Source organism: Streptomyces sp. NPDC111744, assembly GCF_055634995.1.
Window position 1 is genome coordinate 587,127 of record NZ_JBVKCG010000003.1, and the last position, 15,870, is coordinate 602,996.

General features: G+C 71.8%; 12 protein-coding genes. 4 read left to right on the plus strand and 8 right to left on the minus strand.

The window, feature by feature from the left end; translation table 11 throughout:
* Position 1: 1 nt before the first annotated feature.
* Complete coding sequence (locus tag ACZ7OO_RS09920; protein ID WP_471503293.1) at positions 2-940, minus strand: anti-sigma factor RsbA family regulatory protein; 939 nt, start codon at positions 938-940, stop codon at positions 2-4.
* A gap of 675 nt (positions 941-1,615) precedes the next feature.
* On the opposite strand from ACZ7OO_RS09920, the gene ACZ7OO_RS09925 reads away from it, so the two are divergent.
* Entirely contained in the window at positions 1,616-6,445 is a 4,830-nt protein-coding gene (locus ACZ7OO_RS09925) for a family 43 glycosylhydrolase (protein ID WP_471503295.1), read from the plus strand.
* A gap of 48 nt (positions 6,446-6,493) precedes the next feature.
* Here the strand turns inward: ACZ7OO_RS09925 and ACZ7OO_RS09930 are convergent, their stop codons facing one another.
* Complete coding sequence (locus tag ACZ7OO_RS09930; protein ID WP_471503297.1) at positions 6,494-7,792, minus strand: alpha/beta hydrolase; 1,299 nt, start codon at positions 7,790-7,792, stop codon at positions 6,494-6,496.
* A 488-nt stretch (positions 7,793-8,280) separates the two neighbouring features.
* Here ACZ7OO_RS09930 and ACZ7OO_RS09935 point away from each other — a divergent pair, with 488 nt between their 5' ends.
* From ACZ7OO_RS09935 to ACZ7OO_RS09945, 3 genes are all read left to right on the plus strand, one after another.
* Positions 8,281-8,628, plus strand: coding sequence for a helix-turn-helix domain-containing protein (locus ACZ7OO_RS09935; protein WP_471503426.1), 348 nt, complete (start codon positions 8,281-8,283; stop codon positions 8,626-8,628).
* A gap of 328 nt (positions 8,629-8,956) precedes the next feature.
* Positions 8,957-9,688 (plus strand): acetate kinase, encoded by a 732-nt coding sequence (locus ACZ7OO_RS09940; protein WP_471503299.1) that lies wholly within the window; start codon positions 8,957-8,959, stop codon positions 9,686-9,688.
* Positions 9,689-9,855: 167 nt separating this feature from the next.
* A complete protein-coding gene (locus tag ACZ7OO_RS09945; RefSeq protein ID WP_471503301.1) occupies positions 9,856-10,305 on the plus strand; it encodes a DUF1931 family protein in 450 nt (149 codons plus the stop codon).
* On the opposite strand, the gene ACZ7OO_RS09950 is transcribed toward ACZ7OO_RS09945, so the two are convergent.
* The 6 genes from ACZ7OO_RS09950 to ACZ7OO_RS09975 form a co-directional block, all read right to left on the minus strand.
* Positions 10,294-10,947 carry a hypothetical protein gene (locus tag ACZ7OO_RS09950; RefSeq protein ID WP_471503303.1) on the minus strand — a complete coding sequence of 218 codons (654 nt, stop codon included), beginning with the start codon at positions 10,945-10,947 and terminating at the stop codon, positions 10,294-10,296. The two genes, ACZ7OO_RS09945 and ACZ7OO_RS09950, sit on opposite strands and share 12 nt — an antisense overlap.
* A gap of 162 nt (positions 10,948-11,109) precedes the next feature.
* Entirely contained in the window at positions 11,110-12,771 is a 1,662-nt protein-coding gene (locus ACZ7OO_RS09955) for a carboxylesterase/lipase family protein (RefSeq protein WP_471503305.1), read from the minus strand.
* Between the two features lie 15 nt (positions 12,772-12,786).
* Positions 12,787-13,422 (minus strand): GOLPH3/VPS74 family protein, encoded by a 636-nt coding sequence (locus ACZ7OO_RS09960; protein ID WP_471503307.1) that lies wholly within the window; start codon positions 13,420-13,422, stop codon positions 12,787-12,789.
* 114 nt (positions 13,423-13,536) lie between these two features.
* On the minus strand, positions 13,537-14,196 hold the full coding sequence (locus ACZ7OO_RS09965) for a response regulator (RefSeq protein WP_471503309.1): 660 nt from the start codon (positions 14,194-14,196) through the stop codon (positions 13,537-13,539).
* Complete coding sequence (locus ACZ7OO_RS09970; protein WP_471503311.1) at positions 14,193-15,362, minus strand: sensor histidine kinase; 1,170 nt, start codon at positions 15,360-15,362, stop codon at positions 14,193-14,195. Before ACZ7OO_RS09970 ends, ACZ7OO_RS09965 begins: the two co-directional genes overlap by 4 nt.
* A 202-nt stretch (positions 15,363-15,564) precedes the next feature.
* Complete coding sequence (locus tag ACZ7OO_RS09975) at positions 15,565-15,738, minus strand: hypothetical protein (protein WP_471503313.1); 174 nt, start codon at positions 15,736-15,738, stop codon at positions 15,565-15,567.
* Positions 15,739-15,870 lie beyond the last annotated feature (132 nt).

Here is a 15,870-nt window from a genome sequence, read left to right on the forward strand (position 1 = left end):
GTCAACTTCCCAGCCGCAGCAGGCATCTGATCGTCGTCCCGGCCGTCCCCGTGTGCACGCGCACCAGGTCCGCCACCAGGTTCACCAGCAGCAGCCCCCGCCCGCCCCGCTGGTCCCTGGTCGCGGGACGGCGCCCTGCCAGCGGGTCGGCCAGGTGGCCCTTGTCCGCCACCTCGCACACCACGTACTCCCCCTCCGCCCACACCCACAGGGTGCCCGAACCACCGCCGTGCACCACGCTGTTGGTGGTCAGCTCGGCGGTGATCAGGGCGAGGTCGTGCAGGCGGGTGCCGGTGAGGCCGAGGCGGGCCGCCTCACCCGTGGCGAGGTGGCGGGCGGTGGAGAGGGAGCCGGCGTCGAAGGCGAAGGCGACGGAGGGGGCGGGCGGCAGCGGCCGGTTGTAGCGGGCGAAGACGGCCTCGGGACCGTAGGCGGCGCTGGTGTGGGGTTCGGGCGAGCCGGGTCCGCGGTACACCGGGTGGGTGGCGTGGGCGTCGGCCACGGCACGGGAATCCAGGCGGGCGGTGTCGTACGGGCACAGGACGGTCATCCCACGGTCCCGGAACGCCGCGTTGACCAGGGCCTCCAGCTGGACGCAGGCCGGGTACTCGGCGGCGGTACGGCCGGGCCAGACCGATTCGGCGACGATGCGGACCCGGCGGTCGGGCGGCTGGGCGTCGGCGAAGGCGTGCAGCACGCCGGGGAGGATCCGGCCGGGGTTGAGGCCGGCCTCCCCCATGTCGAAGAAGCGCACGAGGTCGGCGTCATCACCCAGCGCGTCGCGGACGAGCCGGAGGTGCTCGCCGGGCACGGCGACGGCCACCGGTTCTCCGGCGGCCAGCGCGCCCTGGACGAAGGGCACCGTCCCGGCCAGGTACTCGTCCTCGTCGCCGTGGAGGAGGGCGGAGTGGACGAAGGGCCCGGACGGTGCGTCGTTCATGAGGACGGCACCTCGTGCGGTGCCCTCTCCGGGTTGGTCACGGCGCCTCCCTGCTGCCGGTTGGTACGGCTGCCCGGTGGACGCCTACCCAAACCGGCCCGCCCGCCGCGGGCGGAACTCGCAGGAGCGGCCGGTACGCGGCTTCCCCGCGCACCGGGCTCCGTACGACGATCCCGGCAGCCGCCAAGTGCCTGACAGGCTCGCGCGGGGCACCCCGGTCGCCCTGGGGACATCCCCGGCCGAAGGCTGGGGGGACGTCGCCGAGCGACGACAACGCCGCAGACGCGCGTGGCGCACCCCGCGTCTGCGGCATGATCCGCCGGGCAGACCCTAGTACGGCAGGATCCGCCCGGAAGGCGTCCTGCGGTCGATCTCCTGTCCGCGGGGAGCGGGCCGACGAACTACGCGTACGCGGATCCGACCGTCCATGACGCCCTCCTCCTGCCGAGCCCTGACCCGGGCCTGCCGTCCGGTAGGAGGGCTCTGCCCCGCGACCGGCACCTCCAAGCCTCATGAACGCCGCGAGTTGACAAACCGGCGCTCCCCTCCCCTCGTCCGTTCGACCTGTCGGACATCGTTCGAAAACTCTTGACGCGGCCATGCCCATCGTTTGACACTCTCGCAACGCGAGGTCATCTCCACGTAACGACAAGGGATTTGGCAGGGAGCCGCCCCATGACGCACACCGCACCCCCGCGCGGACGCGCGAGACGCTGGGCAGGCTCGCTCGCAGGACCGGCCGTCGCCTCGATGCTGCTCGCGCTCCTCGGACCCACGCCTGCGGCGCACGCCGACGACAGCCTCTCCGGGAGCAGCCTCACCGACGGCCTCGCCCTCTGGTACCCCCTCGACCAGGCCACCGGAGCCACCGCCACCACGGTCCCCGACGCCTCCGGCCACGGCCTCGACGGCACGGTCAACGGCACCGCCGACTGGTCGGACCCCGGTCAGGGCCTCGGCTTCAACGGCTCCGACACGTACGTCAAGGTCCCGGACGACGTCCTGAAGGGCATGGACTCGATCACCGTCTGTCTGGACGTGCGGATCGACTCGGCCCAGTCCACCCCGTACTTCCTCTACGGCTTCGGCAACTCCAGCGGCAGCAGCGGCAACGGCTACCTCTTCACCACCGGCAACTCCTTGCGCACCTCCGTCGCCACCGGCAACTGGTCCACCGAGCAGACCACAAAACCGGCCGACTCCCACAACCTCACCCGCTCGGTGTGGAAGCACATCGCCTACACCCAGACCGGCACCACGGGCGTGCTCTACGAGGACGGTGTCGAGGTCGGCCGCAACACCTCCGTCACCATCACCCCGGGTTCCATCGGGTCCGGCAGCACCCTCGCCAACTACATCGGCAGGTCCGTGTACTCGGGCGACCAGCTCTTCAAGGGCCGTATCCGCGACTTCCGCGTATACGACCGCGCGCTCGCCGAGGACGAGGTCGAGCAACTCGCCCTGCCTGTCGACACCCGGGGCGTCGCCGACGACAAGGCGTCACTGAGCCTCGGTGACACCGGTGCGGTGACCGCCGACCTCGATCTGCCGAGGACCGGCACGGCCGGCGGCTCGGTCGTCAGCTGGTCCAGCGACCACCCCGACGTCGTCTCCGACAGCGGCAAGGTGACCCGGCCCGCCGCCGGCTCCCCCGACGCCCACGCCACCCTCACCGCGACCCTCACCAAGGGCACGGTCACCGACACCAGGACCTTCGACGTCACCGTCCTCGCCGACTTCGACGACGCCACCGCCGCCCGGCACGCCGCGGAAGCCCTCACCGTCCACAACGTCGACGACGTTCGCGGCAACCTCACCCTGCCGGCCACCGGTTCCTACGGCACGACCGTCGGCTGGTCCTCGGCCGACCCGGCGGTCATCGCCTCCGACGGAGTGGTCCACCGGCCCGCGCACGGTGCCGGCGGGACGAGCGTCGACCTGACCGCCACCGTCAGCAGAGGGACGGCCACCACGACCCGCACCTTCACCGCGCACGTCCCAGAACTCCCCGCCCGGGAGGCCCTCAAGGGCTATGTGTTCAGCTACTTCACCGGCGAGGGCACCGCCGACGGCGAGCAGCTCTACGCCGCCCTCAGCAAGGGCAACGACCCGTTGAACTGGCGGGAGTTGAACGACGGCAAGCCGGTCCTCACCTCCACGCTCGGCGAGAAGGGCCTGCGCGACCCGTTCATCATCCGCTCCCCGGAGGGCGACAAGTTCTACCAGATCGCCACCGACCTCAGGATCTACGGCAACGGCGACTGGGACGCCGCCCAGCGCACCGGCAGCAGATCCATCATGGTCTGGGAGTCCACCGACCTCGTCCACTGGACGAACCAGCGACTGGTGAAGGTCTCACCGGACAGCGCAGGCAACACCTGGGCGCCCGAGGCGTTCTACGACGCGAAACTCGGCGAGTACGTGGTCTTCTGGGCGTCGAAGCTGTACGGCGACGAGGCACACTCCGGCGACACCTACAACCGCATGATGTACGCCACCACCCGTGACTTCTACACCTTCAGCGAGCCCAAGGTGTGGATCGACCGCGGCTGGTCGGTCATCGACTCCACGATGATCCAGGACAACGGCACCTACTACCGGCTCTCCAAGGACGAGCGGAACAACACCTCCTCCACGCCCGACAGCAAGTTCGTCTTCGAGGAGAAGAGCGACTCGGTTCTCGGCAGCGACTGGACGGCGGTCGCGGCGGGCATCGGCAAGGGGGCGATGAGCGCGGCCGAGGGTCCGCTGGTGTTCAAGTCGAACACGGAGGCCAAGTGGTACGCGTTCCTCGATGAGTTCGGGGGGCGCGGCTACATCCCCTTCGAGACCACCGACCTCGACTCCGGCGTCTGGACGCCGGTCACCGACTACGACCTGCCGTCGAAACCGCGCCATGGCACGGTCCTGCCGGTCACCCAGGCCGAGTACGACCGGCTGCTGCGCGCCTACCAGCCCGACCAGCTGGTGGAGAGCGTCGAGAGCGTGAAGGCGAGCACCCGTGTCGGTCAGGCTCCCGTCCTGCCGGCCACCGTCATCGCCGGCTACGCAGACGGTGTCGACCGGCCGGTTGCCGTCACCTGGGACGACGTCCCGGCCTCGGCGTACGCACAACCCGGCACCTTCACCGTCACCGGCAGCATCCCGGACGGCACCGCGATCCCGGTGCGGGCCGAGGTCACGGTGTCGGAGGAGGGCGACCCCGACGTTCCGGCGGACCTGCTGCTGCACTACGACTTCGACGAGACGGGGGGCGCCATCGCCCACGACTCCAGCGGGCACGGCTATCACGGCACCTATGTGCGTACGCCCGCCTTCGGGACGGGCGTCAAGGGCGGATCCTTCAAGATGTCGGGGGACGCGACGAGTTCGCCGTACGTCAGGATCCCGAACGGTGTGCTGAAGGACGCGGACAGTGTCACCGTGTCGACATACGCGAAGTGGAAGGGCGGCGACAGCTTCCAGTGGCTGTTCGGACTCGGCCCGGACAGCGACAAGTACCTCTTCGCCACACCCTCCAACGGCGGTTCAAGCCTCTACTCGGCGATCACCAAGGCCAGTTGGTCGGCGGAGTCCAAGCTGACGGCCGGCTCACGGCTCACCCCGGGCCGGTGGCGACATGTCACCGTCACCCTCGACGGCTCCACCGGCACGATGATCCTCTACGTCGACGGCGTCGAGGCGGCCCGTACGACCACGACCATCAAGCCGTCCGAGCTGTACGACGCGGGCAAGGACCACAGCGGCTACATCGGCCGCTCCCTGTACTCGGCCGACCCGTACTTCGGCGGCGAGGTCGACGACTTCCGTATCTACGACCGGGCGCTGTCCCCCGCCGAGGTGATGGAGCTCAGCGGCAACACGGCGGGCATCGCGCAGGTCTCCCACTCCGCCCTGAAGGTCGACGCGATCATCGACGACGCCGACGGCAAGGTCACTCTCCCCATGCGGGAGGGCACCGATCTCACCGCGCTCGCACCGGAGTTCACCCTCGCCCGCGGCGCCGCCATCAGCCCGGCCTCCGGGAGCGTGCAGGACTTCAGCAAACCGGTGACCTACGAGGTGACCGGCTCCGACGGCACCCGGCGCACCTGGACGGTCTCGGCGCTCGTGATGAAGAGCCCGGTGCTGCCGGGGCTGAACGCCGACCCGAACATCGTCCGCTTCGGCGACACCTTCTACCTCTACCCGACGACCGACGGCTACGACGGCTGGAGCGGTACGAAGTTCAAGGCGTACTCGTCGACCGACCTCGTCCACTGGACGGACCACGGCGTCATCCTCGACCTGGGCCCGGACGTCGACTGGGCGGACAGCAGGGCCTGGGCACCGACGATCGCCGAGAAGGACGGGAAGTACTACTTCTACTTCTGCGCCGACGCGAACATCGGCGTCGCGGTGGCCGACTCACCGACCGGCCCCTTCAAGGACGCGCTGGGCAGGCCCCTCCTCAAGGCCGGTGACTTCAGCGGCCAGATGATCGACCCGGCGGTCTTCACGGACGACGACGGCCGGTCGTACCTCTACTTCGGCAACGGCCACGCGTACGTCGTCCCCCTGAACGCCGACATGACGTCCATCGACACCTCGAAGGTCCAGGACATCACCCCGGGCGGCTACAACGAGGGCTCGTTCGTGACCAAGCGGGCCGGCACCTACTACTTCATGTGGTCGGAGAACGACACCCGCGACGAGAACTACCGTGTCGCCTACGCCACCGGCCCCTCCCCCACCGGGCCCTGGACCAGGCGCGGGGTGATCCTCTCCAAGGACCTCTCCCAGGGCATCAGGGGCACCGGCCACCACAGTGTCGTACACGTGCCGAACACCGACGACTGGTACATCGCCTACCACCGCTTCGCCGTCCCCGGCGGCGACGGCACCCATCGCGAAACCACCATCGACAAAATGGAGTTCGATGCGGAAGGGCTGATCAAGCCCGTCGTGCCGACCCTGACGAGTATCGACCCGGTGACCGTCGTCCACGCGGGCCCGGACACGACCGGCACCGAGGGCGACGCGATCCCGCTCGACGGCGCGGTGTCGGGCGCCGGTCCCGCCAGGTGGACCCCGGAGAGCGGCGCGCCGTGCACCATCGCCGCCCCCGCCGCTGCCCGCACCACCGTCACCTGCACCGACAACGGCACCTACGCCCTCACCCTGACGGGCGGCCGCAGCACCGACACCACGACGGTGACGGTCACCAACGCCGCTCCGGTGATCACCCACGCCCGAGGCCACGGTGCGAGGCGGGTGGTCGTCACCGCCGCCTTCACCGACCGGGGCGCCTCCGACACCCACACCTGCACCGTCGACTGGAAGGACGGCGGCCGCCCGACGAAGGGCAGGGTCACCGGGACCACCTGCCGTGCCGAGCATGTGTACCGGAGGCCGGGCAGCCATCGGCCGGTGCTCACCGTCGCCGACGACGACGGGGGCACGGTCACCGTGACGGTCCCCGTCGGACCGCGGCACTCGGCGCGACCACGGTCCCAGAACACGTAGATCACAGGCACTCGAACGCACCCGCGACCGCCCGCCCGCTGACGGAGCCTATTTGTGCGCCGTCGCGGTGGGCCGGGGCTCCCTGCCCTCCGCACGCAGAGGACTCCGGTCGGGACGGGGCCGGGCCGCCGTCACGGTCCCCTTCTCCGGGTGGTGGCGGGGCACGACGTCCTGAGGGAAGGTCAGCTGGGCGTTCATCCACTGCAGGGCGGCGGGCATCTCCCGTACCCAGGTGGGGAAGTTGTGACTGCCGCTCTCGGGCAGGATCGAGACGGCCCGCATGGGCGCCTTGACGGCCTTGAGGAAGGCCTCGGTCTCCGGGTAGCCCTTCTCGCCGTGCTTGCTGTTGGCGACCAGGACCGAGACCTGGGGGACGGGAAGGTGCTTCAGCCGCCACATCAGGTCGTGGCCGTCGATCCGGGCCCGGCGGCCGGGACCACTGCCGAAGAGGTTGCCGGTCGTGGGGTCGTCCTTGACCTTGTAGTCGGGCGACAGAGCGGCTGCCGCGGTGTAGACGCCGGGGTCGCGCATGGTGAGCTGGAGGGCGCAACTGCCGCCCGAGGAGTACCCCATGACGCCCCAGGAGTTCGCGTCGTGGCCGGCCCGGTAGACGGACCTGATCGCGTCCGGGAGGTCCTTGGCCAGGAACGTCTCGGCCTGCGGTCCGCCGGGGACGTCCACGCACTCGGTGTCGCGCGGCGGGGCGACGGTGGGCCGGATCATCACCACGATCGTCGGCTGCATCTGCCCCTTGCGCTGCAGCTCGCCGGCGGTCTGCGAGACCCGCAGGTGCTGGGCGAGGTTGAAGATGCTGCCCGGGTAGCCGCTGAGCGCGACGATCACCGGGAAGCGCATGCGGTGGTACGCCTTCTGGAAGTACTGCGGCGGCAGATAGACGAAGGCCGGATCGACCACGCCGGTGCGCCGGCCGATGATCTTCACCGACTCCACCCGGCCGGTGGCCGCGGCGGGCCCGTCCGGCAGCCCGCTGACCCGGCTCAACTGCTGGTCACCCGCGGGCTGCACGAGCGACGCCCCGCGGACGCTGCTTATGCCGTTGACCGAGCCGCCGCCGTTCCCGCCGGCCGCCTGCGTCACGCCGACCGGAGCGGTGTCGACGTTGCCGAACAGCTCGTTCCATGAGCCGAAGAACTGGTACGAGGAGTTCACCGCGCACGCGAACGCCGCGACGATCGTCACCTGCGTCACCCCGATGCCCCCGAGCCGCCCCAGCACGTGCCACAGTCCCGGCTTGGCGAACCGCGGCCACAGCCAGACCAGCAGCGCCACACACAGGGCGGCCAGCGCCGCCAGCGCGTATACGGTCGTTCGACTGGTCAAACCCATGTCACTCAGTCCCTGTTTTCCCTGCCCGTGCCTCGTTGCTTCCGCACAGGAGGAGGGCGGAAGAGCCTTCCGCGTTCCGTAACGAGGGATTCAGGAAGAAGACATGACCTGTTACGCCATGTCGGGCAGGGGGCCGCCGCCCAGAGGTGACCGACGTCATTGACACGACGAATCACCGGAGGTTGTCATGAACACATGCTTCTGACCGGGCGCCGTACGCTGCTCGACGGCGCCCGGGTCCAGGCGGCGGCACGCCCCGGGGTGCTCTTCCACGGTCCGGCCGGCATCGGCAAGTCCACGCTCGTGGCGGCTCTCACCGCCGCCCTGACCGCCGACACTCCGGCGGCCGGCACCGTGTACTCGGCGCGGTCGAGCGCCGGGCGCGTCGCCGGAACGCGGCCCGCGAGGCGCTCACCGAGGCCCTGGAGACGGCGACCCGGATCGGCGCGGCTCCGCTCGCGGCACGGGCCCGGGACGAGCTCGCCCGGCTGGCAGCCGGGGAGCGCGGTGGCGAGGCGGGCGCCGGCGGGCCCGAACTCACGCCCGCGGAGGCCAGGATCGCCGAACTGGTCGGCGGCGGGGCCACCAACAGGGAGGTCGCCGCGGAGCTGTTCATCAGTGTCAAGACGGTGGAAGGGGCCCTGTCCCGGGTCTACCGCAAGTTCGGCGTCCGCTCACGCACCGCGCTGGCGCATGCCATGGCGGTCGCCGTCATCGCGTCCGGAGCGGCGGTGGACGCGGGCGACGACGACCAACCCGGTTCCGTCGCAGAGACGATGACGATCAGTCAGCCCACGCGCGTCCGCACCTCCCGCACCTTCGACACCCGCAGTTAACACGCAACGCAAGGGTTACCCCGCTTATGGGGGTGGGCCAGCAGTTCCTACGGTGATCCCGTTCCCCTCGCGGGACACCCTCCCCACCCCCCACCCCCCCACCGGAGGACTTCAGTGAAGTCACGCCTGAAACTGCTCGGTCTGGTCGCCGCACCGGCCCTGATCACGGCGGTCGTCCCCGCCGCCTACGCGTCCGACGCCCCGCACACGGCCCGCGCCGCCGTCGCCGGGGACGTCCTGCCCGGCCTGCAGCACAACGCGTCCCGCACGGGCAAGGTCGCGGCCGGCAAGCGGATATCGGTGGCGATCAGCCTGACTCCCAGAGGCGGTGAGGCACTACGGCTTCCACGGACTGTCCTACGCATGGTGCCTGGAACGGACCGCCGAGGTGCTGCAACGGCCTGCCGACGGCCTCCAGGCCGTGCTCGTCCATCTGGGCGGCGGCTGTTCCGCGTGCGCCGTTCGCGACGGCCGCAGCATGGACACCACCATGGGCCTCACCCCGCTGGAGGGGCTCGTGATGAGCCGCCGCAGCGGCAGCGTCGATCCCGGGGCCCTGCTGTGGCTCCAGCGCCGCCACGGTCTGACCGCTCGCGAGGTGGAGGAGGATCTCCACCGGCGGTCCGGTCTCCTCGGCCTGTCCGGCATGTCCGGGGACACCCGGGACCTGGTGCGGGCGCGCAGGCTGGGGGACAGGGCCGCCGAGGCGGCGCTCGCCGTTTTCGTGCACGGCTGCCGGCGCGGCATCGCCGCCATGGCGGCCTCGCTGGACCGCCTCGACGTGCTGGCCTTCACCGGCGAGATCGGCGTGGACCAGCCCGAGGTACGCGAGGAGGTGTGCGCGGGGCTCCGGGTCCTCGGCGTGCGGGGCCGGCTGGCCGTTCCGCCGCTGAAGGAGCTGTTCGAGGAGGGTGTGCGCAGGATCGACGGCCCGGGCGCAGACGTGCCCGTGGTCGTCGTCGCGACCGGTGAGCCGCAGCAGATCGCCGTCGAGACCCGGCGCGTCCTCGAGTCGAGGGACGTGTGGTCCGGCGGCGTCGCACGGCCCGGCGCGTTGTGAAGGCCCCGTCCTGGGGCTCGGCGACCACCCGCGGCTTGTCCTGGCAGGTGGAATGCGGGCAGCCGTATTCGTCCTGGCATGCGCAGGCGGCCCATGGCACCCCCTGCGACCCTTGACCGGGTGATCGCTTGTCGATGAGCCGATGAGCCGAGGAGGAGGCGAGAGACATGACCGTCATGGGGGTGTCCGCATTCGAACGGTTCTTCCGCGCGGCCGCGAGCCTCGACGTGGACAAGAACGACCTGAAGCGTTACAGCGAATTCGTGGACGACAAGCTCTACGATCTCCTGACCGTCGCGCAGGCCGCGGCCAAGGCGAACGACCGGGACACCGTCGAACCGTGGGACCTGCCGATCACCAAGGGGCTCCAGGAGAGCATCCACCGGTTCCGGCGGCTGGACCAGGAGGTCGAACTCAAGCCCATCCTCGAGCAGCTGGCCAAGCACCCCCCGCTCGACCGGGCGCCGACCGAGGAGACCGAGGCGCGATACCCGGAGATCCTCGGCGGGCTGAGCGTGGCTCTCGCCGAGACGTTCAGGGTCGTCTTCCCGGACCTCAAGAACCCTCAGACCAGCCACTGGGAGACCGTCACGAAGGTCTTCGACCTACTGCTGTAGCTTTCGGGGCGGCGTCCCCGTACTGCGGTAGGTGGAGATGCCCAGGGCGAGCATCCAGTAGCTGAGGATCGCGCCCATCAGGGCGGTGGTGCCCCAGCCGTTCGCCGCGTAGAAGTGCGCGGGAGTGTCGCCGAAGAACAGGGACGGCACGAAGGCCAGGTTGCACCCTGCCAGGGCGAAGGCGGAGCGGCCGGTCCAGCGCGGCAGCAGGTTCGTACGGGAGATGCCGTAGCCCACCGCGGTCAGGAAAAGGGCGAGCAGGAGGCGGCCGACCGACCCGTAGAGGATGTAGGTGCCGCTGACCGTGACGGTCGGGTCGATCGGGTGGTCGGCGGCGATGACCGCGCCGGCTTCCAGCCCGCTGGAGACCAGGGTGATCGTCGCGTAGACCAGTCCGGTGGCGAAGGCCATGGTGCCGACCCATTCGTAGGCGGGGTTCGCCACCTTGACCAGTTCGCGGAAGGCCGTCGCGAACACGATCATGCATGCCAGCGCGACGATTCCGATCAGCAGCCTGGCCAGGACGTTCGAGTCCGGCGGCGGGCCGGAGTAGATGAAGTACAGAGGTACTTCGACGATGAAGAGGGCTGCGGTGACGATGGCGGCGAGGCCTGTCAGGCGCCTGGCGATGGTCTCGTTCACGGGTGTCCCCCCCCGGGGTTCGTGTGGTGAGTTCCTCGTTGCTTCTTCGCCGACGACATGGATCCTGCCGCCCGCGGCGCTCCTCGTCGCTGGGCCTGGACACCGGATGAGGGGTGGCCCTGCCGCCACCCCTCGCGTGCGTGCCGGCGGTCGTCCCCGTGGTCACCCGAGGGCGTTCCAGAACGCACAGTGGTGTCGGGTCCGCACCGTGCGGGTGGGGACGATGTGGTCAGGCGCCAGGGAGAGCACGGTCTGCCGGGGCCAGTGCGGCGACGACGGGCCGTTCGGGTCGGCGGTGCGGGCGAAGCGGGTCCAGTAGTCGATCATGGTGTCGGCCAGCCGGTGCTGGGCCGCGGTCAGGTCACGGGGGCGGCCGCCCAGGTCGAACAGGTAGGGCAGTTCGCTCGCGTGCGGTGCGCCGAGCGGGAACGGCGGGGTGCCCGCGGTGAGCGGCGGGGCGTGCTCGTCGGCGAACTCGTAGCGCCATACGGGCACATGGGCGGCGAGCAGGCCGTCGGTGCGCGCCGTCGGGCAGGCGAAGTCGGCGTCGCCGATGACCGCACCGAACACGGGACCCCCGTCGGTGCGGTGCACCGGGTACTCGCGGACGATCGCCTTCGCCTGCCCCGAGGACTGCCCCGAGGAGGGGAAGAAGGCGGCCACTACGTCCGGCCAGGTGTCGGGGGTGACGGGGTTGCCGGCCTGGATGATCCCGGCGGCCCAGCCGTTGCCCTCGTCGTGGTTGTTGCCGATGAGCACGGGGACATGGTGGAAGTGGCCGGCGGCGATCGCCGCCGCGGGGTCGACCGGCAGCAACGGCGTGGTGTGGGCGGGCTGTTGATCGGCGTCCTGGGCCGCGAGCAGACGGGAGACGTCCACGCGCCGCAGGCAGGCCAGGACGTCGCGGGCGGCGCCGCAGCCGGCCTTCGCCGCGAGGTCCGTGCCCGCGGCGCGCGCCGTGGACAGGGGGACGGAGGACGGCGCGAACGGCCGGTCGGGGCGGCCCGTGCAGGGTCCGCTCTCGATGATCGCCCGGTCGAAGAGCCCCGCGGCGGCGGGTGAGGCGAGCTGGGCGCAGACGCTGTAGCCGCCCGCCGACTCGCCGGCCAGCGTCACGTTGTGCGTGTCACCGCCGAAAGCGCCGATCCCGGCACGGACCCAGCGCAGCGCGGCCTGCTGGTCGGCCAGGCCGAAGGTGCCGGAGCCGGGCAGCCCGCTGTGCGCGAGGAAACCGAGCGCTCCCAGGCGGTAGTTGACGGTGACGACCACGACATCGCCGCGGACGGCCATGCGGTGGGCGTCGTACGAGCTGCCCGCGCCGGTGGTGAAGCCGCCGCCGTGCAGCCACACGATCACCGGCCGGGGGCGAGCCGGTCCCGCGCCGTCGGGGGTCGTGACGTTCAGGTGGAGGCAGTCCTCGTCGGTGCTGCCGCCGGGCACCTCGCCGGCCGGCTGCGGGCAGGCGCTCGCGGGCCGGGTCGCGTCCCGCACCCCGGACCAGGGGGTGGCGCGGTGGGGCGGCGCCCAGCGCAGCCTGCCTACCGGGGGCGCCGCGTAGGGGATGCCCTCGAAGGTGCGGTAGCCGTCGTGAGCGGCGCCCCGCACCGGGCCGTCGTGGGTGAGCACCGTCGTGGCGGCGGTGGGCCGGGCGGGCTCCGTCGTGCGCACCGTCGTGGCGGCGGTGGGCCGAGCGGGCTCCGTCGTGCGTACCGTCGTGGCGGTGGGCCGGGCGGGCTCCGTCGGTGGCACCTCGGACCAGGCCGTCGCGAGGGCAGCGGTCAGGGCACAGGCCAGGGTGGTGGCCAGGAGGCGGTGGGTGGTCATCTTCTCCCCGTTCGGTCAGCTGCCGCCCATGCCGCCCTGTGCGGCGATCATGGTCGTCGGCAGAGCGCGTACAGCTGTCTCCAGGCCGGGCGCGAGGGCGGCAAGGCGCCTGGTGCAGGCGTCGACACGGGCCCGGAAGGTCTTCTGGTCCTGCCGTGACAGGACCGAGCGGATGCCGCCCGCCGCGGCCAGCGCCAGCAGCGCGGCGTCGGCGGCGGGGATCTCCCGCACGGGTCCGTCCCCGTGCAGCGCCGTGGAGACGCGGGCGCGGAGTGCGGCGGGCACGGCGCGGTCCGTCACGGTCACCCGCCGGGTACCGAAGCGGGTGTGGGGCGCCTTCACGGTGAGAAGGCCCTCCGCGGCGAGCCGGTCCTCCACCTCGGTCAGGGTCCGCTTGCGGTGGCGGCGCACGAGAGCCTTCCAGCCGTGCCCGGCGGCGTCGCGCAGAACGCCGTCCAGGACGGGGTCGCCGGTCGGTTCCGTGCCGGACACGGTGACCGTGCCGCCGTCCTCCCCCAGCCGGCCGCGCAACGCGAGGTCGATCAGGGCGGCGGCACGGACCAGCAACTCCGTCCGGGAGCGGTCGTAGGGGCCTTCGGCCGCTTCGTCGTGGGCGAGCAGGTACAGGAGGCAGGCCAGGTCGTCGGTCATACCTCGACGCTATGGCCGGGTACCCGGGCCACGGATCGGCCGCAGGAGTGGACCGGCGCTGGGAACACGGGAGGACCGCGGCCCGGCCTCATCCTTGAGGAGGAGGCGGTGGCGTCAGGGGCGGCGCGGCCGCACCAGACCGTGGTCGTAGGCGGCGACGACGGCCTGGACGCGGTCGCGCAGGCCCAGTTTGCGCAGCACCGCGGTGACATGGTTCTTGACGGTGGCTTCCGACAGGCCGAGCCGCTGGGCGATCTCCGCGTTCGACAGCGCCTGCCCGATCAGGGTGAGCACCTCCCGCTCCCGGCCGGAGAGGTCCCTGAGGGAGGGCGGCGGCGCCGGGTCGGGGGTGGTGCGCAGGAAGCGGTCGAGGACGCGGCTCAGCACGGTCGGCGCCAGCAGCGCGTCGCCGCGCGCGGTGAGGCGGATGGCGTCGACGAGTTCGGTGGGGCGGATGTCCTTCAGCAGGAAGCCGCTCGCTCCGGCCCGCAGGGCGGCGACCACGTGCGTGTCCACGTCCCAGGTCGTCAGCACGAGCACCCGGGTTCGGCTGCCGCACTCCGCGATCTGCCGGGTCGCCTCGATGCCGTCGACGACGGGCATGCGTACGTCCATCAGCACGACGTCGGGCGCCAGTTCCCGCGTCAGCCGCACCGCCTCCTGACCGTCGGACGCCTCACCGACCACCTCGAGGTCGTCCCGGGCGTCGATGATCATGCGGAATCCGGTACGGACCAGTTCCTGGTCGTCGGCCACCACCATGCGCAGCGTCATGACACGCCCTCCACCGGCAGCCGCGCCGCCACCTCGAACCCACCTTGGGGCAGCGGCCCGGCGCGCAGAGTGCCGCCCACGAGCCGCGCCCGCTCCTTCATCCCCACCAGACCGCGCCCCGCTCCCGCCGAGGCCGAACGCCCCTGCGTCGTAGGCCCGTTGTCGACAACCGTCACCCTCACGCACTCCCCTTCGGCCGTCACGCGCACACTCACCTCGGTGGCACCGGCCGCATGGCGCAGCGTGTTGGTGAGGGCCTCCTGGATGATCCGGTACGCCGCCAGGTCCACCGCGGCCGGCAGTCCGTCGGTGGCGCCCTCGCGGTGCACGTGCACGGTCATCCCGGTCGCGCGCACGGTGTCGGCCAGTTCGTCAAGCCCGGCGAGCGAGGGCCCGGGCTCCCGCTGTTCCCCGGCCCCCTCCTCTCCCGTATCGGACCCGAACGCCCGCAGCAGCAGGCGCAGTTCACCGAGTGCCGACCGTGCGCCCGTCTCGATGGCCCGCAACGCCTGACGGGCCTGTTCGGGCCGCTGGGTGAAAACGTCATCGGCTGCGCCCGCCTGAACGACCATCACCGACAGGGTGTGCGCCACGACGTCGTGCACCTCCCGCGCGATCCGCGCACGCTCCTCCACCACGGCCCGGCGCGTCTCCGCCCTCGTCCGCGCCTGCTGCGCCCTGCGCCACTGCCCCGCGGTCCACGCCAGGACCACCGTCAGCAGATAGACCGTCAGCCCCGCGACACCGCCCGCCCCGAACGCCAACGGCGCCGGCAGGCACATCGCCACGAGCGCCCGCACCGAGACCCGCCGCGGCCTGGTGGCCGACAGCACGCACAGGGCGGACTGCGCCGCGAGCAGCGCCCCCGTCAAGGTCACCGCGGGCAGCAGCGCCCACACCGCGAGCCCTGTCGCCGCGTTCGCGGCCAGTACGGCGACCGGGGCGCGCGCCTGCCACCTCAGGGCGCAGGCCTGCGCGAGGACCAGGGCCACGGCCACGGGCAGTCGCCGGCCGTGCTCCGTGCCGGCGACGAGTACCGAGGTGCCGAGGACACCGAGCACCAGGCCGGCCGTCCCCCACCACAGCGCGCGCTCCACCCGGGGCGACAGCTCAGCCCGGGCCTCATCGGCGAGGGAGTCGTCCGGCTGTCTGCTGGTGCGGGCCACGTTGCGACCCTATCCAGTGGCGCGGGCCAGGACGTTTCGAAACCGGCGGCCGCCACGCAGCCCTGCCCTGCAAGGGTGAGGACAACCGCCGAGCGCGAAAGCCGGTGAACGCACGCGCGGTCGCCCGCCCGTTCGCTGCCCCGGTGACTGCCGTCCGGGTCTTACGGCGTCTCACCGTCGCAAGACCCGGAGACAGCAACGGTCAGGGGCTGTCCTCCCCGCCCTCGGTACCGCCGTTGGCCAGCCACCGCGCGTAGGCGATCGCGGCCAGACGGGCCGAGAAGGCGTTGTCGCGTGCGGTGGCGGTCGTGATGGCGGCGGCACCGGCCGCCGCGGCGAGGCCCGCTGCGTGCCCTGCGTGGTGCTCGCCAGCCATGAGTGGGTCATCGGTCCGGCCGGCTGGGTCGGCCCGAGAAGGGGCACGTCCGGCGTCGATGCGTCGCGGAGCGGGGACGGGAGCATGCCTCGTACACGCCCGCACCACGGGCGGGACCCGGCCGACCGGACA

Bases quoted from the DNA above. Each gene is read 5' to 3' on its own strand.
- ACZ7OO_RS09920 (WP_471503293.1), bottom strand. From the start codon at position 940: ATGAACGACGCACCGTCCGGGCCCTTCGTCCACTCCGCCCTCCTCCAC.
- ACZ7OO_RS09925 (WP_471503295.1), top strand. From the start codon at position 1,616: ATGACGCACACCGCACCCCCGCGCGGACGCGCGAGACGCTGGGCAGGC.
- ACZ7OO_RS09930 (WP_471503297.1), bottom strand. From the start codon at position 7,792: ATGGGTTTGACCAGTCGAACGACCGTATACGCGCTGGCGGCGCTGGCC.
- ACZ7OO_RS09945 (WP_471503301.1), top strand. From the start codon at position 9,856: ATGACCGTCATGGGGGTGTCCGCATTCGAACGGTTCTTCCGCGCGGCC.
- ACZ7OO_RS09955 (WP_471503305.1), bottom strand. From the start codon at position 12,771: ATGACCACCCACCGCCTCCTGGCCACCACCCTGGCCTGTGCCCTGACC.
- ACZ7OO_RS09960 (WP_471503307.1), bottom strand. From the start codon at position 13,422: ATGACCGACGACCTGGCCTGCCTCCTGTACCTGCTCGCCCACGACGAA.
- ACZ7OO_RS09965 (WP_471503309.1), bottom strand. From the start codon at position 14,196: ATGACGCTGCGCATGGTGGTGGCCGACGACCAGGAACTGGTCCGTACC.
- ACZ7OO_RS09975 (WP_471503313.1), bottom strand. From the start codon at position 15,738: ATGGCTGGCGAGCACCACGCAGGGCACGCAGCGGGCCTCGCCGCGGCG.